Origin of the sequence: Alloyangia mangrovi (assembly GCF_002300555.2) — a bacterium.
GTDB classification, from domain to species: domain Bacteria; phylum Pseudomonadota; class Alphaproteobacteria; order Rhodobacterales; family Rhodobacteraceae; genus Salipiger; species Salipiger mangrovi.
In genome coordinates, this window is the sequence record NZ_NTHN02000016.1 from 31,242 (window position 1) to 53,620 (window position 22,379).

At 68.9% G+C, this 22,379-nt stretch carries 18 protein-coding genes and 3 pseudogenes; 9 read left to right on the plus strand and 12 right to left on the minus strand.

The window, feature by feature from the left end; all coding sequences use genetic code 11:
- Positions 1 to 236: 236 nt before the first annotated feature.
- The 4 genes from CLG85_RS10625 (at position 237) to CLG85_RS10640 (ending at position 4,491) form a co-directional block, all read left to right on the plus strand.
- Positions 237 to 761, plus strand: coding sequence for a DinB family protein (locus CLG85_RS10625; RefSeq protein ID WP_095882192.1), 525 nt, complete (start codon positions 237 to 239; stop codon positions 759 to 761).
- 72 nt (positions 762 to 833) lie between these two features.
- On the plus strand, positions 834 to 2,075 hold the full coding sequence (locus CLG85_RS10630) for an NAD(P)/FAD-dependent oxidoreductase (protein ID WP_095882204.1): 1,242 nt from the start codon (positions 834 to 836) through the stop codon (positions 2,073 to 2,075).
- 12 nt (positions 2,076 to 2,087) lie between these two features.
- Entirely contained in the window at positions 2,088 to 3,098 is a 1,011-nt protein-coding gene (locus CLG85_RS10635) for a bile acid:sodium symporter family protein (RefSeq protein WP_260348862.1), read from the plus strand.
- The gene (locus CLG85_RS10640; protein WP_260348863.1) at positions 3,076 to 4,491 is read left to right on the plus strand and encodes an FAD-binding oxidoreductase; all 1,416 of its coding nucleotides are present in this window, start codon (positions 3,076 to 3,078) and stop codon (positions 4,489 to 4,491) included. The genes CLG85_RS10635 and CLG85_RS10640 overlap by 23 nt, the downstream gene beginning before the upstream one ends.
- 43 nt (positions 4,492 to 4,534) lie before the next feature.
- Here the strand turns inward: CLG85_RS10640 and CLG85_RS10645 are convergent, their stop codons facing one another.
- The 6 genes and pseudogenes from CLG85_RS10645 to truA all read right to left on the minus strand — a co-directional run bounded on the left by CLG85_RS10645 (position 4,535) and on the right by truA (position 10,487).
- On the minus strand, positions 4,535 to 4,747 hold the full coding sequence (locus CLG85_RS10645; RefSeq protein ID WP_260348864.1) for a GYD domain-containing protein: 213 nt from the start codon (positions 4,745 to 4,747) through the stop codon (positions 4,535 to 4,537).
- Between the two features lie 281 nt (positions 4,748 to 5,028).
- On the minus strand, positions 5,029 to 5,451 hold the full coding sequence (locus tag CLG85_RS10650) for a hypothetical protein (protein ID WP_260348865.1): 423 nt from the start codon (positions 5,449 to 5,451) through the stop codon (positions 5,029 to 5,031).
- A gap of 204 nt (positions 5,452 to 5,655) precedes the next feature.
- Positions 5,656 to 7,057: pseudogene (gene gnd, locus CLG85_RS10655) on the minus strand (NADP-dependent phosphogluconate dehydrogenase).
- A gap of 231 nt (positions 7,058 to 7,288) precedes the next feature.
- Positions 7,289 to 8,216, minus strand: a pseudogene (argF, locus tag CLG85_RS10660) (ornithine carbamoyltransferase).
- A 104-nt stretch (positions 8,217 to 8,320) separates the two neighbouring features.
- Positions 8,321 to 9,511, minus strand: coding sequence for an aspartate aminotransferase family protein (locus tag CLG85_RS10665; protein ID WP_224844813.1), 1,191 nt, complete (start codon positions 9,509 to 9,511; stop codon positions 8,321 to 8,323).
- Between the two features lie 187 nt (positions 9,512 to 9,698).
- Entirely contained in the window at positions 9,699 to 10,487 is a 789-nt protein-coding gene (truA, locus tag CLG85_RS10670) for a tRNA pseudouridine(38-40) synthase TruA (RefSeq protein WP_224844815.1), read from the minus strand.
- 204 nt (positions 10,488 to 10,691) lie between these two features.
- On the opposite strand from truA, the gene CLG85_RS10675 reads away from it, so the two are divergent.
- From CLG85_RS10675 to ileS, 4 genes are all read left to right on the plus strand, one after another.
- Positions 10,692 to 12,119 (plus strand): YcjX family GTP-binding protein, encoded by a 1,428-nt coding sequence (locus tag CLG85_RS10675; RefSeq protein WP_095882564.1) that lies wholly within the window; start codon positions 10,692 to 10,694, stop codon positions 12,117 to 12,119.
- The gene (locus tag CLG85_RS10680; protein WP_095882563.1) at positions 12,116 to 12,586 is read left to right on the plus strand and encodes a GNAT family N-acetyltransferase; all 471 of its coding nucleotides are present in this window, start codon (positions 12,116 to 12,118) and stop codon (positions 12,584 to 12,586) included. Before CLG85_RS10675 ends, CLG85_RS10680 begins: the two co-directional genes overlap by 4 nt.
- The gene (locus CLG85_RS10685; protein ID WP_095882562.1) at positions 12,583 to 13,617 is read left to right on the plus strand and encodes a YcjF family protein; all 1,035 of its coding nucleotides are present in this window, start codon (positions 12,583 to 12,585) and stop codon (positions 13,615 to 13,617) included. Before CLG85_RS10680 ends, CLG85_RS10685 begins: the two co-directional genes overlap by 4 nt.
- A gap of 1,008 nt (positions 13,618 to 14,625) precedes the next feature.
- A complete protein-coding gene (gene ileS / locus CLG85_RS10690) occupies positions 14,626 to 17,610 on the plus strand; it encodes an isoleucine--tRNA ligase (RefSeq protein ID WP_095882561.1) in 2,985 nt (994 codons plus the stop codon).
- A gap of 96 nt (positions 17,611 to 17,706) precedes the next feature.
- Here ileS and CLG85_RS10695 read toward each other — a convergent pair whose 3' ends face one another.
- The 3 genes from CLG85_RS10695 to CLG85_RS10705 all read right to left on the minus strand — a co-directional run bounded on the left by CLG85_RS10695 (position 17,707) and on the right by CLG85_RS10705 (position 19,323).
- Positions 17,707 to 18,102 (minus strand): ester cyclase, encoded by a 396-nt coding sequence (locus tag CLG85_RS10695; RefSeq protein WP_095882560.1) that lies wholly within the window; start codon positions 18,100 to 18,102, stop codon positions 17,707 to 17,709.
- Between the two features lie 114 nt (positions 18,103 to 18,216).
- Entirely contained in the window at positions 18,217 to 18,738 is a 522-nt protein-coding gene (locus CLG85_RS10700) for an acyloxyacyl hydrolase (RefSeq protein WP_095882559.1), read from the minus strand.
- Positions 18,739 to 18,867: 129 nt separating this feature from the next.
- Positions 18,868 to 19,323: a low molecular weight protein-tyrosine-phosphatase gene (locus CLG85_RS10705; protein WP_095882558.1), complete on the minus strand. Its 456-nt coding sequence runs from the start codon at positions 19,321 to 19,323 to the stop codon at positions 18,868 to 18,870.
- Between the two features lie 87 nt (positions 19,324 to 19,410).
- Between CLG85_RS10705 and CLG85_RS10710 the strand changes: the two genes are divergently transcribed.
- Positions 19,411 to 20,121, plus strand: a complete 711-nt coding sequence (locus CLG85_RS10710) for an NAD-dependent deacylase (RefSeq protein ID WP_260348866.1) — start codon at positions 19,411 to 19,413, stop codon at positions 20,119 to 20,121.
- 1 nt (position 20,122) lies between these two features.
- Here CLG85_RS10710 and CLG85_RS10715 read toward each other — a convergent pair whose 3' ends face one another.
- The 3 genes and pseudogenes from CLG85_RS10715 to meaB form a co-directional block, all read right to left on the minus strand.
- Positions 20,123 to 20,554 (minus strand): copper chaperone PCu(A)C, encoded by a 432-nt coding sequence (locus tag CLG85_RS10715; RefSeq protein ID WP_095881824.1) that lies wholly within the window; start codon positions 20,552 to 20,554, stop codon positions 20,123 to 20,125.
- A gap of 202 nt (positions 20,555 to 20,756) precedes the next feature.
- Positions 20,757 to 21,048, minus strand: a pseudogene (gene rpmB / locus CLG85_RS10720) (50S ribosomal protein L28).
- Positions 21,049 to 21,165: 117 nt separating this feature from the next.
- A complete protein-coding gene (gene meaB, locus CLG85_RS10725; RefSeq protein WP_260348867.1) occupies positions 21,166 to 22,161 on the minus strand; it encodes a methylmalonyl Co-A mutase-associated GTPase MeaB in 996 nt (331 codons plus the stop codon).
- Positions 22,162 to 22,379 lie beyond the last annotated feature (218 nt).

Here is a 22,379-nt window from a genome sequence, read left to right on the forward strand (position 1 = left end):
CGGGCGCGCGCCGCGCGTGGGATGGCGCCGCCACGCTCGAGGTCGGCGCTTTATTCCGGCAAAGCCCGGAAGACACCCGAACGTCGCGCTCCGTCACAAAAGCGCCAGCCCGCCGGGACGGGCCAGCGCTCGCCCGGCGCCTTCGGCGTGATCCCGGGCGGGTCGGCTCGCGACTCTCCCTTCGCCGCCCCCATCTCTTGCGCTAAACTCCTCCCACGCACCCGGAGGATCCGCCCATGCATGCGCCCACGCCCTTCACCCTCATGGCCCGCAACAACGCCTGGGCGAACGAGACGCTCTATACCGTACTCGCGGCGCTCACCGAGGAGGAGTTCACCGATCCCCGCCCCGGCTTCTTCCCCTCGCTCAGCCTGACGATGAACCACATCCTGCTGGTCGATCTCTACTACATCGACGCGCTGGAGCGCGGCGGGCTCGGGCTCTCGCTCAGGAACCGCCCGCATGTCGACGACCCGGCACAGCTCGCCGACGAGCAGGCCAGGACCGACCTGCGCCTGCTTGCCCTCTGCGAGGCGCTCACCCCCGAGACGCTGAAGGAAGAGCGCCTCACCCAGCGCGCCTCGGGCGCGGTGCACGAGAAGGTCCAGCCGCTGCTGCTGCATCTCTTCCAGCACCAGATCCACCACCGCGGCCAGGCCCATGTGCAGCTGCAGGACGCCGGCTATGCGCCGCCGCAGCTCGACGATTTCTACCTCGAGCATGGGCGCGTTGCCTCGGCCGCGGCCTGGTTCCCGCACTAGCCCCACGCGCCCCCTTGCACATGCTGCCCCGACGTCGCCTTATGGCGCCGGAATACGAACGGGGTACGGATGATGACGAAGACGGTGGCGGTGATCGGGGCGGGCATCGTGGGCGTGAGCACGGCGATCGAGCTGCGGCGCGCCGGGCACGAGGTGGTGCTGATCGACCGTGCGGGACCGGCGACGGGCACCAGCCACGGTAATGGCGGCGTGCTGGCCGCGGCGGCCGTGCTGCCGGTGACCGGGCCGGGGCTCTGGAAGAAGGCCCCGAAGATGCTGCTCGATCCGGATCAGCCGCTCTTCCTGCGCTGGTCCTACCTGCCCAAGCTGATGCCCTGGCTGATGCGCTACATGTCCCACGCCAACGCCGAGGCTGCCCTGACCCGCGCCCGCGCCATCGCGCCGCTGCTCGGCGACAGCCTCGCCGACCACCTCGCGCTGGCGGGCGGCACCCCGGCGGAGAAATGGCTCGTCGCCTCGGATTACGTCTTTGCCTATCCCGACCGCGCCGCCTTCGAGGCAGATGCCTTCGGCTGGAAGACCCGGAGTGATCTCGGCTTTCCCCACGAGGTGCTCGAGCATGGCGCCTTCCAGGCCTATGACCCGGCGATGAGCACCGACTTCGCCCTCGGTGTGCGCCAGCCGAACCACGGCCGCATCACTGACCCGGGGCACTACGTGAAAGACCTCGCCACCCATGCCCAGAGCCTCGGCGCACGGCTGGTGATCGGCGAGGTGCGGGATTTCGTGGAGGAAGGCGGCAGGCTGACCGGCCTCAGGATCGGCGGCGAGACCCTGCCCTGCGACGCCGCGGTCGTGGCCACCGGCGTCTGGTCCGGCCCGCTGGCCAGGCGCCTCGGCCTCGAGGTCCCGCTGGAGAGCGAGCGCGGCTATCACCTCGAGCTCTGGGAGCCTTCGGTCATGCCGAAGTCCCCGGTGATGTTCGCCGCGCAGAAGTTCGTCGCCACCCCGATGGAGGGCCGCCTGCGCCTTGCCGGGATCGTCGAGTTCGGTGGACTCGATGCGCCGGCCTCCGCCGCCCCCTTCGAGCTGCTGCGCCGCTCGATCCGCAAGGCGATGCCCGGGCTCACCTGGACGCGCGAGGTGGAATGGATGGGCCACCGCCCCTCGATCGCCGACTCGCTGCCGGTGATCGGCGCGGCACCGAGGCTGGCAGGGGTCTTTGTCGGCTTCGGGCACGATCACGTCGGCCTCACGGCCGGGCCGAAGACCGGGCGGCTGCTGGCGCAGCTGGTCTCCGGGCAAACGCCCAACTTCGACCTCGCGCCCTTCGCGCCGGACCGCTTCTCGTAAGCGCTGCCTGCGATGAGCCTCCTGCCCTTCCTCGCCCGCCATGCCCGCTGGCTCATGCTCATCGGCCTCGCCTTCGGCATCGCTCTGCCGCAGGTGGCCCAATTCGTCCGGCCGTGGCTGTCCGAGCTGGTGGCGCTGATGCTCTTCGTCGCCGCCCTGCGCATCGGCCCGCGCGCGGCGCTCGGCGCGGTGCACCACCTGCGCGGCACGCTCGGCGCGCTGCTGGTCTTCCAGCTGCTCTGTCCGCTGGTGCTGATCGCCCTCGCCTCCGCCCTCGGCCTGCGCGAGAGCCCCGCCGCGCTGGCGCTGATCCTGCTGATGGCCGCGGCGCCCTTGGCCAGCAGCCCGAACCTCACGCTCATGGTCGGCGGAGCGCCCGGCCCGGCGCTGCGCATGCTGATCCTCGGCATGCTGATCCTTCCCGCCACCACCCTGCCGGTCTTCGCCCTGCTGCCTGCCTTCGGCGGCGCGGCGGGCATCCTCGGCGCGGCGCTGAAGCTGCTGCTGGTGATCCTCGCCGCGACCGGGCTGGCCTTTGTGATCCGCCCGCGCCTGCTGCCGAACCCGGGCCCCGCCGCCCTTGCGCAGCTCGACGGCGCCTCGGCACTGCTGATGACCACCATCGTGCTCGCCCTCACTTCCGAAATCCGCCCCGCCCTGCTGGAGCGTCCGCTCGAGCTCGCGGGCTGGATGGCGCTGGCCTTTGCCGCCAACCTCGGCCCGCAGGCGCTGACCCTCTGGCTGCGCGCCCGCGGCGGGCACGTCGAGGCTCTGGACGCGCTGGCGATGATCGCCGGCAACCGCAACATCGGCATCTTCCTCGTCGCCCTGCCGGTGCAGGTGACCGACCCGCTGCTCCTGTTCATCGGCTGTTATCAGGTGCCCATGTTCCTCACACCTCTGCTGATGACCCCGCTCTACCGGCGTGCCCGCGCCCGCGCCGCAGGGGTTGGCTTCGCCGGAGAGGCCGCTATCACGGGCACAGACAACGGAGACCGCAATGCCCCTCAATCCCGCCGATGACGCCTTTGCCGACACCCTGAGCCGCGCGCTGCCCGAGGGCGCCCTGCGCCGCGCCGAGCCGCGCTACCTCGAGGAGCCGCGCGGCCGCTGGCAGGGCATCTCGGGTTGGGTGGCGCTGCCGCGCAGCGTCGAGGAGGTCGCGGCCATCGTCCGCGCCTGCTCAGAGGCCCGCGTCGGCCTCCTGCCCTACGGCGGCGGTACCGGGCTCGTCGGCGGGCAGATCGCCCCCGAGGGCCCCGCCCCGCTGATCCTCTCGCTCGAGCGTATGTCGGCCATCCGCGCCACCTACCCCGAGGAGAACGTGCTGGTCGCCGAGGCCGGCGCGGTGCTGGCCGACGTGCAGGCCGCGGCGCTGGCCGTGAACCGCCTCTTCCCGCTCTCGCTCGCTTCCGAGGGCACCGCGCGTATCGGCGGGCTGCTCTCGACCAACGCCGGCGGGGTCAACGTGCTGCGCTACGGCAATGCCCGCGAGCAGGTGCTGGGGCTCGAGGCGGTGCTGCCCGACGGCACGATCTGGCACGGGCTGAAACGGCTGCGCAAGGACAACACCGGCTACGACCTGCGCGGGCTGCTGCTCGGCGCCGAAGGCACGCTTGGGGTGATCACCGCTGCCGCACTCAAGCTCTCGCCGGTGCCTGCCGCCACCGGTACCGCGCTGCTGGCCGTCGAGAGCCCCGCCGCCGCCCTCAGCCTGCTTGCGCTCGCCCGCGAGCAGCTTGGCGAGATGGTCAGCGCCTTCGAGCTGATCGGTCGCATGGGGTTCGAGTTCCTCGCCGAGGCCCTGCCCGAGGTGCGCCAGCCCTTCGCCGAGCCGCCCGCATGGTGCGTGCTGGTCGAGCTCGGACTCGCGCAGGGCATGGCCCCCGAGACGGCGCTGGAAGCCCTCTTCACCGCTGGCATGGAGGCTGGCCTCGTCAGCGACGGGCTGCTTGCCCAATCCGAGGCGCAGGCGCAGCAGTTCTGGGAAATTCGCGAACGCATCCCCGAGGCCAACCGCCACATCGGTGCCATCGCCAGCCATGACGTCTCTTTGCCGCTGAGCGCGCTGCCCGAGTTCATCGACACCGGGCTGGCGCGGCTGGCGCAGGTCGGCGACTTCCGGGTCAACTGCTTCGGTCACCTCGGCGACGGCAACCTGCATTACAACGTCTTCCCGCCCAAGGGCCGGAAGAAACAGGACTACCTCGATATCCGTGCCGAGGTGCAGCGCTGCGTGCACGATCTGGTCAATGAGATGGGCGGCTCGGTCAGCGCCGAACATGGCATCGGGCGGCTGAAGGTGGACGATCTCGAACGCTACTCCGACCCGGCCAAGCTGGCGGCGATGCGCGCTATCAAGGCGGCGCTCGACCCGGTCGGGATCATGAACCCGGGCGCGGTGATCCGGGGCTGATGCCCGGCACCAGCGGGGCGGCGCAGGGCCGCCCCGGCCATGCTCATGCAGGTGACTTGTAGGCCTTCGCCGCCTTGCCCGCCTTCTTCTGCATTTCCATCAGCTCGTCCGCCGAAAAGGCCCTTACGGTCTGGATGTTGCTCACCATGCCCGAGGCACCGACCCCCATCAGGCTGGCCAGAAGGTCGTGCACGTCGGAAACCTCCGCGATCACCATCCAATCGGTCGGCCCGGTCGTGGCGTAGAAGGACAGCATCTTGCCGCCCCCCCGCCTCGACCACCGAGCGCGCGCCCTCGGCACGGTCGCTGGGATTGGCGATCATGCCCTTCAAGGCCGCCGCCGTGTAGCACCCCGTCACTATGAATGTCGGCATACCGAGTCCTCCCGGGTAGGATCCACGGGTCGTCCTCTGCACCACGCAGGCCGGTCCGGCCCGCATCCTCCCGGGTAGAATGATACCACAGGCCACCCCCGTCGCGGTGACCGGAAGCGTGTCAAACGCCGGGGATCACCTGCCCGGGATCAGGCACCCGGGATCAACGGCAGGTGCGGCTGCCGGTGCGCAACGCGCGCTCCGAGCGGATCCTCTCGAGCTCGTCTTCCACCGCGGTGCCGGAATAGACCGCGTCGTCGACGGTGACATCGTCACGCGCGTTGCGCTCGCGCAGGACGCGGGCGGCGCCCATCGTGTCCCGAGCGTTGCGCAGCACCACGACCCTCTGCAGTTCCGAGGCGCTGGTGCTGCCGCCCATCGCCGCATCGAACTGGTCGAGCGCGGCAAGCGCCTCGTCATGGCGGCAGGCGATGGCCAGCTCGGTCACCTCCGCGGACATCCCGGCCCCGCTGGCCGGGCCGGCGCTCTGCGGCGGCGCCGAATGGGTGCAGGCAGCGAGCAGCAGCGGGGCAAGGACCACGACCGCCGAGGCGCCGGTCAGCCGGGACAAGAAGGGCAGATACATGGTCTTTTCCTCGTGGTTCATCGTCCTGCGGTCCGCGCGGCAGCCCTGCCCCGCGATCCCGCCTTCTGGATGCTGCGCGGCTTGGCCGATCAATTCAAGGCTGTGGCTGGCTCCGCCGCAGCAGCGGTGCGCGACAGTGACCCGCCTACCGCGATCAGATAGGTCGGCTGGTCAGAACGGCCAGCACCCCACCGCAGACATGGCTCAGTCCCACCACGGCCCGTGGTGCACGTCCTCGCCATCCACCCGGTCGAATCCGTGGCGGCCGAAGAAATCCCGCTGCGCCTGTATCAGCGCCGCCGTGCCGCGTGGCTGGCGCAGCGTGTCCCAGAAGGCCAGCGCCGAGCCGAGCACCGGCAGCGGGTAGCCCGCCGCAATCCCCCCCCGAGACCAGCCGGCGCAGCGCCGGGATGCCCGCGTCGAGCACCGGCGCGAAGCGCGGCGCGAGGAAGAGCTGCCCCTCGGGCGGGCTCTCGCGGAAGGCGTCGGAAATGTCATCGAGCAGCCGCGCCCGGATGATGCAGCCCGCGCGCCAGATCTCGGCGATGCGGGCGAAGTCGAGCTGCCAGCCATATTCGGCAGAGGCGGCGGCAAGGATGCGGAATCCCTGCGCGTACTCGAGGATGCGCGCCGCTAGCAGAGCCGCCTCCAGCTCCTCGAAGTCCGGTGTGAACCCGGCCCGGTCCGCGCCGAGCGCCGCGCCCGCGACCTCGCGCAGGTCCTTCTCGGCAGACCAGGCCCGCGCCGCGACGGCGCCCTCGATCATCGTCGCCGACTGGCCAAGCGTCACCGCCTCGATGGCGGTCCAGCGCCCGGTGCCCTTTTGCCCTGCACGGTCGAGGATGGCATCCACCATCGGCCCCTCGCCCAGCGGGTCGTCATAGGAGAGCACGGTGCCGGTGATCTCGAAGAGGTAACTCTCCAGCGGGCCGTCGTTCCAGCGCGCGAACTGCGCGCCGATCTCGGACGGCGACAGCCCCGCGCCATGGCGCAGCAGCTCGTAGATCTCGGCGATCATCTGCATGTCGGCATATTCGATGCCATTGTGCACGGTCTTGACGAAATGCCCCGCCCCGTCCGGCCCCATGCGGTCGGCACAGGGGGCGCCGTCGAACTGCGCGGCGATCCTCGACAGGATCGGCTGCAGCCCAACCCAGCTTTCCTCGGAGCCACCAAACATCATCGACGGGCCATGCCGCGCGCCCTCCTCGCCGCCCGAGACGCCGAGGCCGACGAAATGCAGCCCATGCTCGGCGAGGAGCGCGCTGCGGGCGCGGGTCGCGTGGAAATCGGCGTTGCCCGCGTCGATCACCGTGTCGCCCTCGGCGAGCAACGGGATCACCTGCGCGAGGAAGTCATCCATCGGTCCGGTCGAGGGGATCATCGCCAGCAGCAGCCGCGGTCTCGGCAGCGCGGCGATCAGCTCTTCCAGAGTGCCGAGCGCGGTCACATGCGCCGCGAAGGGTGCGGCGCGGGTCATGAACTCGGCGATCGGCCCCGCACTGCGGTTCGACACGGCGATGTCGATGCCCTTGTCGGCCATGTTGAGCGCCAGCGCCGCCCCCATCGTGCCCAATCCGTAAATGCCGATCTGCGGGTCTGCCATGGACGCCTCCTGTGTCTCTGCCGCGAAAGGTAGCGATAACAGGCCCCGAGGCAAGCCGCCGCCACGCGCCCGCGATGCACAGCCGCTGTGCATCCCCCGTGCACGGGACCAGCCACCGCCAAAGACGCCGGAAGCCGGGCCCTGCCGCCCGGCTTCTTCTCTTTCAAAATACGCCGGGGGAACCCGCCGCAAGGCGGGCGGGGGCGGAGCCCCCTGCCCGCGTCACGCGGATCACTGGCCGAGGCACCAGCGCATGATCGCCTTCTGCGCGTGCAGCCGGTTCTCGGCCTCGTCCCAGATCACCGACTGCGGCCCATCCATCACTTCCGAGGTCACTTCCTCGCCGCGGTGCGCCGGCAGGCAGTGCATGAAGAGCGCGTCCTTGCCCGCGGCCTCCATCAGTTTTTTCGTTCACCTGGTAGGGGCGCAGCATGTTGTGGCGGCGCTCCTTGGCGCTCTGCGCGTCATGCATCGACACCCAGGTGTCGGCGACCACGAGGTCCGCGCCCTCGACCGCCTTGAAGGGATCGCGCTCGATCGTGATGCTGGCGCCCTCATTGCGGGCAAGGCCGACGAATTCCATCTCGGGATCGAGCTGAACCGGGCCGGTGAAGGTCAGATCGAAGCCGAAGCGCCCGGCGGCATGCAGGAAGGACGCGCAGACGTTGTTGCCGTCGCCGCACCAGACCACCTTCTTGCCCTTGATCGGCCCGCGGTGCTCCTCGAAGGTGAGGATGTCGGCCATGATCTGGCAGGGGTGGGTGCGGTCGGTGAGACCGTTGATCACCGGCACCGTCGCGAATTCCGCCATCTCGGTCAGCACCGCCTCGTCGAAGGTGCGGATCATGATCATGTCGACGAAACGCGACAGCACCCGGGCGGTGTCGGCGATGGTCTCGCCGTGGCCGAGCTGCATGTCGTTGCCCGAGAGCACCATGGTCTGCCCGCCCATCTGCCGCACGCCGACGTCAAAGGAGACGCGGGTCCGGGTCGAGGGCTTCTCGAAGATCAGCGCCACCATGCGCCCGTCGAGCGGGGTCTCGTCATCGGCCATGGCCTTGGGGCGGCCGTTACGGCTGTCCTTGATCGCCTTGGCGCTGTCGATGATCCCCCGCAGGTCCGCCGGGTCGGTTTTGTGAATGTCGAGAAAGTGGTTCATCTGTTGGGTCTTTTTGTTGGGCCGGGGACTCGGGGCGCTGCCCCCGTCCGCCATGCGGCGGACTCCCCCGGGATATTTTGGCCTAGAAGAAACTCAGGCGGTGCTCAGGCGGTCACCTCGGCGGCAACCTCCAGAGCGGTGGCGGTGGCGTCGAGACGGCCGACCGCCTCGGCGATCTCCTCCTCGGTGATGGTCAACGCGGGCAGAAGGCGCACCACATTGTCCGCCGCGGGCACGGTGATCACCAGCTGCTCGTAGCCGGCCTTGACGAAATCGCCCGGGGCGACCTTGGTCTTGAGCCCGATCATCAGCCCCTGGCCGCGAACCTCCTCGAAGATGTCGGGGTGGCTGGCGATGAGTCCCTCGAGCTTCTGGCGCAGCAGGCCGCCCTTGCGGCCGACCTCCTCGAGGAAGCCCTCTGCGGTGAGCACGTCCATCACCGCGCCGCCGACAGCGCAGCCGAGCGGGTTGCCGCCATAGGTCGAGCCATGGGTGCCGACGGTCATGCCCGAGGCGGCCTCTTCGGTGGCCAGCACGGCGCCGAGGGGGAAGCCGCCGCCGATCCCCTTGGCGACCATCATGATATCCGGCGTGATGCCTGCGAATTCATGGGCGAAGAGACGCCCGGTCCGGCCCATGCCGCATTGCACCTCGTCGAGGATCAGCAGGATATCCTTGTCGTCGCAGAGCTTGCGCAGCGCCTTCAGCTGGTCGTCGGGCAGCGGGCGAATGCCGCCCTCGCCCTGGATCGGTTCGATGAGGATGGCGCCGGTGTGCGCGTCGATGGCCGCCTCGATGGCGTTCATGTCGCCGAAGGGCAGATGCTTGAAGCCGGGCAGGATCGGCCCGAAGCCCTTGACCATCTTCTCGCTGCCCGCCGCGGCGATGCCCGCCGAGGAGCGGCCGTGGAACGAGCCGGTGAAGGCGATGATGTCGGTCTTCTCGGGGTGCCCCTTCTCGTACCAGTACTTGCGCGCCATCTTCACCGCGAGCTCGCAGCTCTCGGTGCCGGAGTTGGTGAAGAAGACGGTGTCGGCGAAGGTGGCGGCCACGAGCTTGTCGGCAAGCGCCTGCTGCTGCGGGATCTCGTAGAGGTTCGAGACATGCCAGAGGTTCTGCGCCTGCTCGGTCAGCGCCGCCACCAGTGTGGGGTGGGCGTGGCCGAGCGCGTTCACCGCGATGCCGCTGCCGAGATCGAGAAAGCGTCGTCCGTCCTCCTCGATCAGCCAGCAGCCTTCGCCCTTCACGAAGTGAAGCGGGGCGCGCGAATAGGTCGGCAGGACGGAGGGGGTCATGGGGGCTTCCTCTGCAATGAGGCCCGATTGGTGCCAAGGGCCCGGGGCCAAGTCAAGTTTTCAAGGGAGTGTCTGACGGACAAACGAAGAGACGCGCCCGGATTGGGCACGGCGGGAGGAGCTCAGGCTCGTCGGATTCGGATCGCTAGCGTCATGCGCAGGCTCTTGCCGGGTTTCCCCGCGTAAATCAAGCGCCTTGCGCGGATAGGCCCGCAAACGGGTCGTCCGGGTAACCGACGCCCATCAGGTAGAGCCCGTCCGGCGGGCAGACCGGCCCGCAGGCGGCGCGGTCGGCGGCCTCAAGCGCGGCCCTGACGTCCGAGGGCGCCCAGCTGCCCGCGCCGACCCGCTCGAGCGTGCCGACGATCGAGCGCACCTGGTTGTGCAGGAAGCTGCGCGCCCGCAGGTGGAAGTGAAATTCGGTGCCGGCCCCGGTCTCGACTTGCTCGATCCGGCACGCGTCCAGCGTCTTCACCGGCGAGGCGGCCTGGCACATGGTCGAACGGAAGGTGGTGAAGTCGTGCAAGCCGATGAGATGTGCCGCACCCTCGCGCATGGCCTCGAGCGACAGCGGGTTCATCACCCGCCAGACCTGCCCCTTCTCCAGTGTCGAGGGCGCGCGGCGGACCAGAACGCGGAAAAGATAGCGCCGCTCCATCGCCGAGAAGCGCGCGTGCCAGTCGTCCTCGACCGCCGCGCAGGCGCGGATCGCCACCGGCGCGGGTTTGAGGTGGAAGTTCAGCGCCTCGCCAAGGCGGAACGGGTCCCAGGCCTTGTCCATGTCGCAATGCGCCACCTGCCCGCGCGCGTGGACGCCCGCGTCGGTGCGCCCCGCGGCGGCGATGGTGTGCTCGCGCTTTTCGAGTTTGCCGAGCGCAGCCTCGATCGCCCCCTGAACCGAGGGTTGATCCGCCTGACGCTGCCAGCCCGCGAAGGGCCCGCCGTCATATTCCACCAAAAGCGCGTATCTGGGCATGCGGAGCCCCTTAGCGCGCCGCCGCGCGTCCATCAATCCCCGCCGCGGCCCGGGCTTTCTTCTAGGTCCAAATATCCCGGGGGTGAATTCGCGCAGCGAAGAGGGCAGGCGACCCGCCTGCCCCGCCCCCTCCCGCCCCGAGGCACTGGCATCCCGCCCGCTGCGCCTCTATCTCTAGGGAAACGCAGAACGAGGGACGCCGCCTTGGTCATCGGAACCATCGCCGACACGCTCACCCGCGGGGTCGGCAACGTCACCGACACGCTGTCGGAAACCTTCTTCGAGCCGGTCGTGCGGATTGGCGTGACCGGGCTGTCGCGCGCCGGCAAGACCGTGTTCATCACCTCGCTGGTCGCCAACCTGCTCGACCGCGGGCGGATGCCGCAGCTCGCCGCCGAGGCGGAATCGCGCATCCTCACCGCCTACCTGCAGCCGCAGCCCGACGACACCGTGGCGCGCTTCGATTACGAGAGCCACCTTGCCGCGCTCACCGCGCGCGCGCCGCGCTGGCCCGACAGCACCCGCGCCGTCTCGGAACTGCGGCTCTCGCTGAGGGTGCGCCCGACCGGGCTCCTGGCCGGGTTGCAGGGGCCGCGCACCGTGCATCTCGACATCGTCGACTATCCCGGCGAATGGCTTCTCGATCTCGGCCTGCTGGAGCAAAGTTTCGAGAACTGGACAGACGCGACGCTGAAGCGCCTGCCGCAGCGGCCGGGGTCCGAGCCCTTCCTGTCGCTGCTCGGCGGGGTTGATCCCAACGAGGAGTTCTCCGAGCCCAAAGCCAAGGCGCTCGCGGAGACCTTTACCGGCGCGCTGCAAACCGCGCGCGAGGCGGGGTTCTCCGACTGCACCCCGGGACGCTTCCTACTGCCCGGCGAGAAGGCCGGAAGCCCGGCACTGACTTTCGCGCCGATGCCAAAGCCCGACAGCCCTGCCCGCCGGGGCCTCTGGCGCGAGATGGAGCGGCGCTTCGAGGCGTACAAGTCGCAGATCGTGAAGCCCTTCTTCCGCGATCATTTCTCGCGCATCGATCGGCAGATCGTGCTGGTCGATGCGCTTGGCGCGATCCACGCCGGCCCGCCGGCGCTCGACGACCTGCGGCGCACCATGGCGGGAATCCTCAAGGCCTTCCGTCCCGGCTCGAACGCCTGGCTGACACAGCTCCTGCGCGGGCGGCGGGTCGAGAAGATACTCTTTGCCGCGACAAAGGCCGACCATCTGCACCACAGCCAGCACCAGCGCCTGACCGCCATCATGGAGGCGCTGACCCGCGAGGCACGCGACCGGGCGCGCTTTGCCGGGGCCGAGACCTCGGCCATGTCGATCGCCGCGCTGCGCGCCACGGTGGAGCAGACCCTGCCGCACAATGGCAGCGAGCTCGACTGCGTGCGCGGCACGCTGCTCAACCCCGACGGCTCGCGCGGGCGGCAGGCGGCCTTCTACCCCGGTGCGCTGCCCGAGGACCCGGCGCATCTGCTCACCCCGGCGCGTGAGGGCGCGACGGGCTGGCTCGACGCCGATTACGAGATCATGCGCTTCGCGCCGGCGCCGCTGACTCTGAAGCCCGGCGAGGGCCCGCCCCACATCCGCCTCGACCGGGCCGCGCAGTTCCTGGTGGGGGATCGGCTGTGAACCCTCAGCTGCGCCCCGCCCGCCCCATGGACGCCGGCAGCCTCGGCACGATGATCACCGATGCGGTGGCCGCGCACGCCTGGAAGCCCACGCTACACAGCGGCGCCGAGGACATCGCCCATGCCGGCACGATGATCGAGCGCGGCTGGGTCACCGTCGCCGAAACCCCGGGCGGCGCGCTGCTGGGGTTCCTCGCCCGCGAGGGCGCCTACGTGCACGCGCTCTTCGTCACGCCGGAGGCCCAGGGATGCGGCATCGGCAGGACGCTGCTCGAGGACGCCCAGCGCACCGCCCGGCGGCTGGAACTCTGGACCTTCCTTGCCAACAACCGCGCCCAGCGCTTCTACGAGCGGGCGGGCTTTGCCGTGACCCGGCGTGGCGACGGCTCGGCCAACGAAGAGGGCCTGCCCGATCTCTTCTACGTCTGGGAGGCGCCCGCCTCCCGCAGCATGGAGGCCCGCCGATGAGCGATCTCCCGCCCGAAGGCCCGCGCAAGCAGGGCCCGATCCTTTTCGACCTCGACGAACAGCAGCCGGCCCTCACCCCCTCCGAGGCACCGCCTGTGCCCGAGCCCGATCTGCCGGGCCCGCAGGGGAAGGCGATGACCACCGCCGCGGCGCTGGCCGCACGGCGACCGTCGAAGCTGGCGCGCTGGTTCTGGGCGCTTGCGGGCACGCTGGTCTCGGCGCTGATCTCGATCGCCGCCTGGCGCTTCGCCATGGACCTCATCGCCTCGGTGCCGCTGCTCGGGCTCGCCGTGTCTGTGCTGATGGGGCTGGTGGTGCTGGTCGGGCTTGCCATCGTGGTCAAGGAGCTTGCCGCCATGTCGCGGCTCGCCAAGGTCGATGCGCTGCACCGGGCCGCCGATGCGGCGCTGGCTTCGGATGACCTCAAGGCCGCGCGCAAGGTGGTGGACCAGCTCTCGAGCCTCTACGCCGGGCGCGAGGACACGCGCTGGGGCCGCGAGCGGCTGAAGGAGCGCGGCGCCGAGGTCTTCGACGCCTCGGGGCTGATCGGCCTGGCCGAAAACGAATTGCTGGCACCGCTCGATACCGCAGCCCGGCGCGAGGTCGAGGCCTCGGCCCGGCAGGTGGCAACGGTGACGGCGCTGGTGCCGCTGGCGCTGGCCGACGTGATCGCGGCGCTTTCCTCCAACCTTCGGATGATCCGCCGCATCGCCGAGATCTACGGCGGGCGCTCGGGCACTTTGGGCAGCTGGCGCCTGACGCGGGCGGTGATGTCGCATCTGGTGGCCACGGGCGCCGTGGCGGTGGGTGACGACATGCTCGAGCCGGTGCTCGGTGGCGGCCTGCTCGGCAAGCTCTCGCGCCGCTTCGGCGAAGGGCTCGTGAACGGCGCGCTGACCGCGCGCGTTGGCGTCGCTGCCATCGAGGTCTGCCGCCCCCTGCCGTTCACCCGCCGCAAGCGCCCCTCGGTGCGCGAGATCATCCGCACCGCGCTGGCCGGCTTCGTGATCAAGGAGAGCGGCAAGGGCTGAGCCCGGCTCTTCCAAATTCATATCATCCGGCACCACGTCACGCGCCGGCTCACGCTTGGGCCGCGGTACCTTTCAATGGATGCGGGGGTGGCCAGTGCCGTTTAAGGAGATTTCGATCGGCACTGGCCAGGGGGATACCCCTGCACAAGAGGCATCACTTGGGAGGAAATCCTCGCCCGGACCATCCGTGAGTGGTAGCGGGTCCCAGCATTTGGGCGAGGCGCACGACAGGACGCGGGCTCTAATAGGCCTGCGCTACAGGAGGTGCAGCGGATTCGGTCCCTCCGCTCCACCCGTAAGCGGAGCCAGCGGCCCCGCGTCCCGAGGTGGCGGGGGACTCACCCACCCCACCAACCCTCAGGGTTCCGACCCCGACCAGCAGGCCGAGGAACATGAGAACCGCGATCAGCACGCCGCCGGTGAGTGTACCGGCGTGCTCTGCATGGCGCGGTTCCGCCAAGGTCAGTCCTGGCTCAGACCGAAGGGTCGAGCCGAAAGAGCCGCCACGGGAATTGCCACCTGGCAGCCCGGGGTCACGATAGGCCATAACGCCTCCACGGGTTCGGATGCGGCCGCCGGGTACTGGTTGAGTGTCAGGGGTGGCGCCGCTTTTGAGGATAAAAACCCGATCTGCCCGCAAAGATCCCCTTCTTCCACGGTCCCGGTGATTTCAGGCGTCCTGCCGCCAGATATCGGCGCGCTGTTGGCGCATCCCCGCCGCCCCGTCCGCGGACCGGCGGCGCCGCGCCGGTTTGCCTAGCGTCCAGCGGGGGATTTCCGCGCATTTCCCGTGCGTACGACCGGCATCTCCGAGGCCGCTCGGGCTGCGTGCAACCACTGGACCATCGCGAGTCGGATGCCTATAAGGCGGCCATGATGCCCCGCAATGCGATCATCATTCGAATTACATGCCCGGCGCTCTGATCACTAGAGCCGCCGGGACAAGGCGTATGGACCGCCGCGCCGACCTTTCTCAGACATCCGACATAACTTCCGGGACCGCAGAACATGTGCGCCGACACCACCACCCAGACGCCTGATTACAAGGACACGCTGAACCTTCCGCAAACCGACTTCCCGATGCGCGCGGGCCTGCCCAAGCGCGAGCCCGAGTGGCTGGAGCGGTGGGCGAAGATCGGCGTCTACGATCGCCTCCGCGACAAGGCCGCGGACGGCAGCCGCACCCCCTTCACGCTGCACGATGGCCCGCCCTACGCCAACGGCCACCTGCACATCGGCCACGCGCTGAACAAGACGATCAAGGACATGATCGTCCGCTCGCACCAGATGATGGGCCATGACGCGCGCTACGTGCCGGGCTGGGATTGCCACGGCCTGCCGATCGAATGGAAGATCGAGGAGCAGTATCGCCAGAAGGGCAAGAACAAGGACGAAGTTCCGGTCATCGATTTCCGGCAGGAATGCCGCAAGTTTGCCGAAGGCTGGGTCGACATCCAGCGCGAGGAATTCAAGCGCCTCGGCATCACCGGCAACTGGGACGATCCCTACCTGACCATGGCGTTCCACGCCGAGCGGGTGATCGCAGAGGAATTCCAGAAGTTCCTGATGACCGGTACGCTCTACCAGGGCTCGAAGCCGGTCATGTGGTCGCCGGTCGAGAAGACCGCGCTGGCCGAGGCCGAGATCGAGTACCACGACCACAAGTCGCACACGATCTGGGTGCCGTTCCGCATCGTCTCGGGCGGGCACATGGCGCTGCCGCAGGGCGAGGATGACGATTATGCCGGCGCCGACACCGAGCTGCTGGCCGAAGGTCTGCACCAGGCGCGCGTGGTGATCTGGACCACCACCCCCTGGACCATCCCTTCGAACAAGGCCGTCGCCTTCAACCCGACCATCGAATACGGCCTCTACGAGGTCACCGACACGCCCGAAGAATCCTGGGTCTCGAAGGGTGATCTCTACGTCGTGGCCGACAAGCTGGCCGGCGACGTGTTCAAGGCCGCCCGCCTCGCGCCCGAGATGTATACCCGCAAACGCGGGGTCTCGGCGGACGAGCTGTCGAGCCTCACCCTCGCCCACCCCTTTGCCGGCATGGACGGCGCCGAGGGCTTCTGGGACTACGAGGTGCCGATGATCGACGGCGACCACGTGACCGATGACGCTGGCACGGGCTTCGTGCACACCGCGCCCTCGCACGGCGCCGACGACTACGAGTGCTTCGTCAAGCGCAACTGGATCGACCGGATGACCCACAATGTCGGCGAGGACTCCGAGTTCCTGCCGCATGTGCCGTTCTTCGCCGGGCTGACCGTGTTCGACCACAAGGGCAAGGAAGGCAAGGCCAACGCCGCCGTCATCGACAAGCTGGTCGAGGCCCGCGGCATCATCGCCCGCGGCCGCGTCACCCACTCCTACCCGCACAGCTGGCGCTCCAAGGCGCCGGTGATCTTCCGCAACACGCCGCAGTGGTTCGCCTCGATCGACCGCGACGTGAACGACGGGCAGGACGAGAACGGCAAGACCATCCGCCAGCGCGCGCTCACCTGCATCGACCAGGTGAAATGGACGCCGCAGTCGGGCCGCAACCGTCTCTATTCGATGATGGAAGCCCGGCCCGACTGGGTGCTGTCGCGCCAGCGCGCCTGGGGCGTGCCGCTGACCTGCTTCACCAAGAAGGGCGCGCTGCCCACCGACGAGGGCTTCCTGCTGAAGGACCCCGAAGTCAACGCGCGCATCTGCGAGGCCTTCGAGACCGAGGGCGCGGATTGCTGGTACGCTGAGGGCGCGAAAGAGCGCTTCCTCGGCACCGGCTACAACGCCGATGAGTGGGAGCAGGTCTACGACGTGCTCGACGTGTGGTTCGACTCTGGCTCCACCCATGCCTTCGTGCTGCGCGACCGCGCCGATGGCACCAAGGACGGCATCGCCGATGTCTACATGGAAGGCACCGACCAGCACCGCGGCTGGTTCCACAGCTCGCTGCTGCAGTCGGTCGGCACCACCGGCCATGCGCCCTACCGCAACGTGGTCACCCATGGCTTCACGCTGGACGAGAAGGGCAACAAGATGTCCAAGTCGCTCGGCAACACCATCGTGCCCGAAGAGGTGATCAAGCAGTACGGCGCCGACATCCTGCGCCTCTGGGTCGCCCAGACCGATTACACCGCCGACCAGCGGATCGGGCCGGAGATCCTCAAGGGCGTCGCCGACAGCTACCGCCGCCTGCGCAACACCATGCGCTTCATGCTCGGCGCGCTTGGCCACTTCGACGAGAGCGACCGTATCGAGGCTGCGGACATGCCCGAGCTCGAGCGCTGGGTGCTGCACCGCCTCGCCGAGCTCGACGAGGTCGTGCGCGAGGGCTACCGCTCCTACGACTTCCAGCACGTGTTCCAGCAGGTCTTCACCTTCTGCACGGTGGATCTGTCGGCCTTCTACTTCGACATCCGCAAGGACGCGCTCTACTGCGACGGCGACACCACCCGCCGCAAGGCCGCACGCACGGTCATGGACCTGCTGTTCCACCGCCTCACCACCTGGCTCGCGCCGGTGCTGCCCTTCACCATGGAAGACGTCTGGCTGGACCGCTTCCCGGGCGAGGAGAGCTCGGTGCACCTGCAGGACTTCCCCGCCACCCCGACCGACTGGCGCAACGCCGCCCTGGCCGAGAAGTGGGGCAAGGTCCGCATGGCCCGCCGCGCGGTCACCGCGGCGCTGGAGATCCAGCGCACGGAGAAGGTCATCGGTGCCTCGCTCGAGGCCTTCCCGGTGGTCCATGTCGAGGATGCAGAGATGCTCGAGGCGCTGAAGACGGTGGCCTTCGAGGACATCTGCATCACCTCGGACATCGCCCTCACGGCGGACCCGGCCCCGGCCGAGGCCTTCCGCATGGCGGATGTGCCGAACGTGGGCGTGGTCTTCGAGAAGGCCGAGGGCGAGAAGTGCCAGCGCTGCTGGAAGATCCTGCCCGACGTCGGCACCCACAGCCACGCATCCACCTGCGCCCGCTGCGACGAGGCGCTGGGGTAAGCCGCCCCTGCCCTGCGCCGATACCAGCAGGGCACCGCAGACATACCAGGGGCCGGGCGCATTGCCCGGCCCCTTCTCATTCCGGGTGCTTCGCGTTCAGCTTGTCTGCAGTTGAGCTTCGATGGCACTCTTGTCGATCACCGACCAGACCTCGGCAATCCGCGCGTCCTTCACCCTGTAAAAGACATTCTCGGCGAACCGCACGCGCCGCCCGTTCACCGGAAGCCCGAAGAGCCTTCCCACCGGGGTGCAGTCGAACTCCAGCCGGCTGGCGATCTGCGGCGGCTCGCAGGCAAGTAAGGCGACCTCGAAGGACAGGTCCGGGATCGCCGCGAAATCGTTCTCGAGCATGCGGCGGTACCCCGCGAGGCCGATGCGCTCGCCATTATACGCGACCGCATCCGCGACGAAATCGCCGAGCCGCTTCCAATCCTGGCGGTTCAGGCAGGCGATATAGCCGCGATAAAGCGCTGCGAGGTCTTCCGGGGCCATCCGTGCCATCTCCGTCGGTCATCTGCGCCCGGAAGCCTAGCGCGCCGCTTGCCTGCGGCAATGCAAAAGGGGCGCCCGAACCGGACGCCCCTCGACACGCGATCGACCCGGCGCTCAGCGCGTCGGGATGCTGACCCGGAGCTGCACCGTCTCGATGCCCGGGTTGTTGTCGTAGATGTCGGCGTTCGAGCGGTGGTCATAGCTGAGTCCGACCCGCCAGCCCTGGTTGGTCTCGTAGCCCAGCTCGATCCCCGAGCGGAACTCGAGCGGGCCGCCAAGGTCGAAGCCGCCGTTGTCCATGTAGAGCCCCGGCATGAGGTGCAGCTCGGCATAGAAGGGGCTGTAGCCGAAGTTTTTCTTGTAGGTGGCGCCATAGCCCAGCCAGCCCTCGCCATCCTCGGTCACCGACACGCCGATGGCCTGACCGAAGGGACCGAACTTGCGGCCAAAGTCATAGCGCAGGTAAGCCTCGCCCTTGGTCTCGGCCTGGCGCTCGACCACGCTGCCCAGAGAGAAGGCCACGCGCGGCTGCGTCTCGTTCGGCCCGAGGCAGCCCTCGGCCGTGCCGCAATAGTTCATCCCCATGTCGGTGAGACCACCGATCAGCATCAGCACCGCGAAGGTTCCGTTGGCCATTCTGCTCTCCTGTCTGCCCCGGCGCTTGTCGCGCCGTCAATTCCTGGCGTTTGCATGGCGCAGGAACGCGGCGCTGTCCACCCGGCGGACCGGCTCGGGATGCCAGCGCATCCGCGGCGCAACAGCGCGTCAGGGCGCCAATCGCGCCAGCAGCCCCTCGGCGGCCCGCTCGACCAGATCGAGCGCTCCGTCGAAATCGCGCGTATAATAGGGGTCCGGCACCTCCGTGGCGCCGGTTTCGGGTGCATAATCGGTGAAGAGCGCCAGATCCGCCTTGCCGCCTGCGGGGCGGATCGCTTCGAGATTGGCCATGTTCGCGCCGTCCATCGCCAGGATCAAATCGAAGTGATGAAAGTCATCGGACGACACCTGGCGCGCCCTGAGACCCGACAGGTCGTACCCCCGCGCCTTGGCCGCCCGCTGCATCGGCGCGTAGGGCGGCTCGCCCACGTGCCAGTCACCGGTGCCGGCGCTGTCGATCTCGAGCCCGAGGCCGCGCGCCTCGGCCATCGCACGCAGCACTCCTTCGGCCGAGGGGGAACGGCAGATATTGCCCAGGCAGACAAAGAGAATACGGTAGGTCATGCGGGTCTCCTTCGAGCCCCGTGATAGCGCGAAGGCGGCGGCGATACAAAGCACCCCACACGCGGCAAAAGGCAGTCAGGAGGCAGAATGGCAGCGCAGGGCAGAACCGCAGCGAAGATCGTCATCCTCACCGGTGCCGGGATTTCCGCCGAGAGCGGGCTCGGCACCTTCCGCGACGAGGGTGGGCTCTGGGCGCAGCACCGGATCGAGGACGTGGCGACCCCAGAGGGATTCGCCCGCAACCCGCTGCTCGTGCACGACTTTTACAACGCCCGCCGCGCGCAGGCCGCCGAGGCCCTGCCCAATGCCGCCCACGCCGCACTGGCCCGCCTGCAGCGCGAGCACCCGGGCGAGGTGATCCTTGTCACCCAGAACGTCGACGGGCTGCATGAAAAGGCCGGGGCCGCGGCGGTCCACATGCACGGCGCGCTGGAGGGCGCGCTCTGCGCCGCCTGCGGCACGCGCTGGCAGGCGCCACTGGTCATGCGCCCCGACGTGCCATGCCCGCACTGCGCCCGCCCCGCGACCCGCCCCGACATCGTCTGGTTCGGCGAGATGCCCTACTTCATGGACGAGATCGCCGAACACCTCGAGAGCTGCGACATCTTTGCCGCCATCGGCACCTCGGGACAAGTCTACCCTGCAGCGGGATTCGTGCAGGAGGCAGCCTACGCTGGGGCGCATACGGTCGAGCTGAACCTCTCGGACAGCGACACCTCACGCAGTTTCGCCGAGCATCGGGTCGGCCCCGCAAGCCGGATCGTGCCGCTTTGGGTCGAGGAGATTCTCTCGCAGTAGGTCAGCGGGTCAGCTCGACCGGCACCTCGATGCGAATCTCCCCCGCCCGCTCGAAAGTCAGGTTGAGGCCGAGCGTCGCACCCGTTTCGAGCGGCTGCGTCAGCCCCATCAGCATCACGTGATCGCCGCCGGGCGCGAAGACATGACTGCCACCCGCGGGAATCACCACGCCGCCGCTGTGCGCGGTCATCGTCATCACTCCGCCCGCCCCTTCGGAGCTGCCATGCAGCATGGTTTTCGCAGCACTCGCGGAGCTGGCCCCGAGCAGCACGTCATCTTCGGCCCCGTCATTCCGCAGCTCGAGATAGACGGCGGCGGTCGGCGCGGAGGGCATTGCGGCCCGCGCGTATGCGTCTTCGACGAGGATATCGGCACGCGCCATCCCGGCTGTGGACAGCGCCAGCGCGACCGCGGCAAAAATCTTCAGGCGCATTCTCAGAAATCCTCCGCAAGTGAACGCAATGCTTCGGAATTCGTGGACCATCCACAAGCCTGCCGCAAGGGCATGACGTGTGGACAATCCCTGTGCAATCGCCGCGTGAAAGCGAGGCATGCGCAACTTAAAGCTATGGAAACAAAAGAAAACAGCCCCGGAGCGCAGGGCTCCGGGGCTGTGGAAATCTCTGTGGGCAGGATCAGGCCTGAGCGGCCTGTGCCTTTGCGATTTCTTTTTTTCACTTTCAGGGCATTGGCGCTGAGTTCGACGTCCTTCGCCTTGGCGAGGAACTTGTCGAGGCCACCACGGTGGTCGACCGAACGCAGGGCCGAAGCCGAGATGCGCAGTTTGACGCCGCGGCCGAGGGTCTCGGACTGCAGGGTCACATCATTCAGGTTCGGCAGAAAGCGACGCTTGGTCTTGTTGTTAGCGTGGCTCACGTTGTGGCCCGTCATCGGGCCTTTGCCGGTCAGTTCGCATACGCGCGACATTGGGTCCATTCCTTCATGTCTCGGGGCGAAAGCGGGCCTTCCGCCAATATCAAAGGGCGCCGCTTGCACAGCGCCCGGAATCTGGTCGGGCTTCTCTAGCTCCAAGCCCCATCGGCGTCAAGGGCCCTTCCCTGCATAGCCCCGCAGATAGGTGTCGAGGATTTCCTCGGCCGCCCGGGCCGGGCTCAGCTGCCCCTCCTCGACCCGGCTTGCCAGCGCCGACATGGCGCCGCGGACGGGCTCCTTGCGCAGCCGGGCGAGCAGACCCTCGCGCACCTCGGCCTCGAACCAGTGGCGCGCCTGCTCGGCCCGCCGGGCGGCAAACTGCCCCGCTCCGCGGCGCCAGCCGACCAGCGCCTGCATCTCCTCCCAGGCCTTCGCCAGCCCCGCCTCCTCCAGCGCCGAGACGGTCAGCGCCTTGGGAAAGCCCTCGGGGTCCTGCGGGCGCTTGCGCAGGAGCCGCAGTGCCCCAGCATAATCCGCGCAGGTGCGCGTGGCCGCGCCCTTCAGCTCGCCGTCGGCCTTGTTCACAAGGATGATGTCGGCGCTCTCCATGATGCCGCGCTTCACCCCCTGCAACTCGTCGCCGCCAGCGGGGGCCAGCAGCAGCAGGAAGAGATCGGACATGTCCGCCACCATGGTCTCGGACTGGCCGACCCCGACGGTCTCGATCAGGATCACGTCGAAGCCCGCCGCCTCGCACAGGCCGATCGCCTCGCGCGTGCGCCGCGCCACGCCGCCGAGCTGGGACTGCGCAGGCGAGGGCCGGATAAAGGCGCGGCGGTCGCGCGACAGCCGCTCCATGCGGGTCTTGTCACCAAGGATCGACCCGCCCGAGCGCGCCGAAGAAGGGTCCACCGCCAGCACCGCCACCTTCAGCCCTTGCCCGGTGAGCATCATGCCGAAGGCTTCTATGAAGGTCGATTTGCCCACCCCCGGCGTGCCCGAGAGACCGATCCGCAGCCCTTGGCGCCCGCCGCCGCGCAGCCGGTCGAGCAGCGCCGTCGCCTGCGCGCGGTGATCGGCCCGGCCGCTTTCCACAAGCGTGATCGCCCGCGCCAGCGCGCGCCGCTCGCCGGCCTCGATGCGTGCCGCCAGGTCCTCGATATCCATGCCACCTCGCTCCGTTTGCTCCCGATTTGCGCCGCCCGCGCCTGCAATGTCCACCCGCAGGCTCTTTCTTCTAGGCAAAAATATCCCGGGGGAGCCGCCAGGGGCGGCGGGGGCGGAGCCCCTTTCGGCGCTGCGCCCGTGGCTGACCTCGGCAGTGGGGGCGCTGCCCCCAAGGCGCGGTGCGCCTCTCCCCCGGGATATTTGGACCTAGAAGAAAG

What these genes read in the sequence shown, in the direction of transcription:
- CLG85_RS10625 (WP_095882192.1), top strand. Translation starts at nt 237, where the DNA reads ATGCATGCGCCCACGCCCTTCACCCTCATGGCCCGCAACAACGCCTGG.
- CLG85_RS10630 (WP_095882204.1), top strand. Translation starts at nt 834, where the DNA reads ATGACGAAGACGGTGGCGGTGATCGGGGCGGGCATCGTGGGCGTGAGC.
- CLG85_RS10635 (WP_260348862.1), top strand. Translation starts at nt 2,088, where the DNA reads ATGAGCCTCCTGCCCTTCCTCGCCCGCCATGCCCGCTGGCTCATGCTC.
- CLG85_RS10640 (WP_260348863.1), top strand. Translation starts at nt 3,076, where the DNA reads ATGCCCCTCAATCCCGCCGATGACGCCTTTGCCGACACCCTGAGCCGC.
- CLG85_RS10645 (WP_260348864.1), bottom strand. Translation starts at nt 4,747, where the DNA reads ATGCTGTCCTTCTACGCCACGACCGGGCCGACCGATTGGATGGTGATC.
- CLG85_RS10650 (WP_260348865.1), bottom strand. Translation starts at nt 5,451, where the DNA reads ATGTATCTGCCCTTCTTGTCCCGGCTGACCGGCGCCTCGGCGGTCGTG.
- CLG85_RS10665 (WP_224844813.1), bottom strand. Translation starts at nt 9,511, where the DNA reads ATGACCCCCTCCGTCCTGCCGACCTATTCGCGCGCCCCGCTTCACTTC.
- truA (WP_224844815.1), bottom strand. Translation starts at nt 10,487, where the DNA reads ATGCCCAGATACGCGCTTTTGGTGGAATATGACGGCGGGCCCTTCGCG.
- CLG85_RS10685 (WP_095882562.1), top strand. Translation starts at nt 12,583, where the DNA reads ATGAGCGATCTCCCGCCCGAAGGCCCGCGCAAGCAGGGCCCGATCCTT.
- ileS (WP_095882561.1), top strand. Translation starts at nt 14,626, where the DNA reads ATGTGCGCCGACACCACCACCCAGACGCCTGATTACAAGGACACGCTG.
- CLG85_RS10695 (WP_095882560.1), bottom strand. Translation starts at nt 18,102, where the DNA reads ATGGCCCCGGAAGACCTCGCAGCGCTTTATCGCGGCTATATCGCCTGC.
- CLG85_RS10700 (WP_095882559.1), bottom strand. Translation starts at nt 18,738, where the DNA reads ATGGCCAACGGAACCTTCGCGGTGCTGATGCTGATCGGTGGTCTCACC.
- CLG85_RS10705 (WP_095882558.1), bottom strand. Translation starts at nt 19,323, where the DNA reads ATGACCTACCGTATTCTCTTTGTCTGCCTGGGCAATATCTGCCGTTCC.
- CLG85_RS10710 (WP_260348866.1), top strand. Translation starts at nt 19,411, where the DNA reads ATGGCAGCGCAGGGCAGAACCGCAGCGAAGATCGTCATCCTCACCGGT.
- CLG85_RS10715 (WP_095881824.1), bottom strand. Translation starts at nt 20,554, where the DNA reads ATGCGCCTGAAGATTTTTGCCGCGGTCGCGCTGGCGCTGTCCACAGCC.
- meaB (WP_260348867.1), bottom strand. Translation starts at nt 22,161, where the DNA reads ATGGATATCGAGGACCTGGCGGCACGCATCGAGGCCGGCGAGCGGCGC.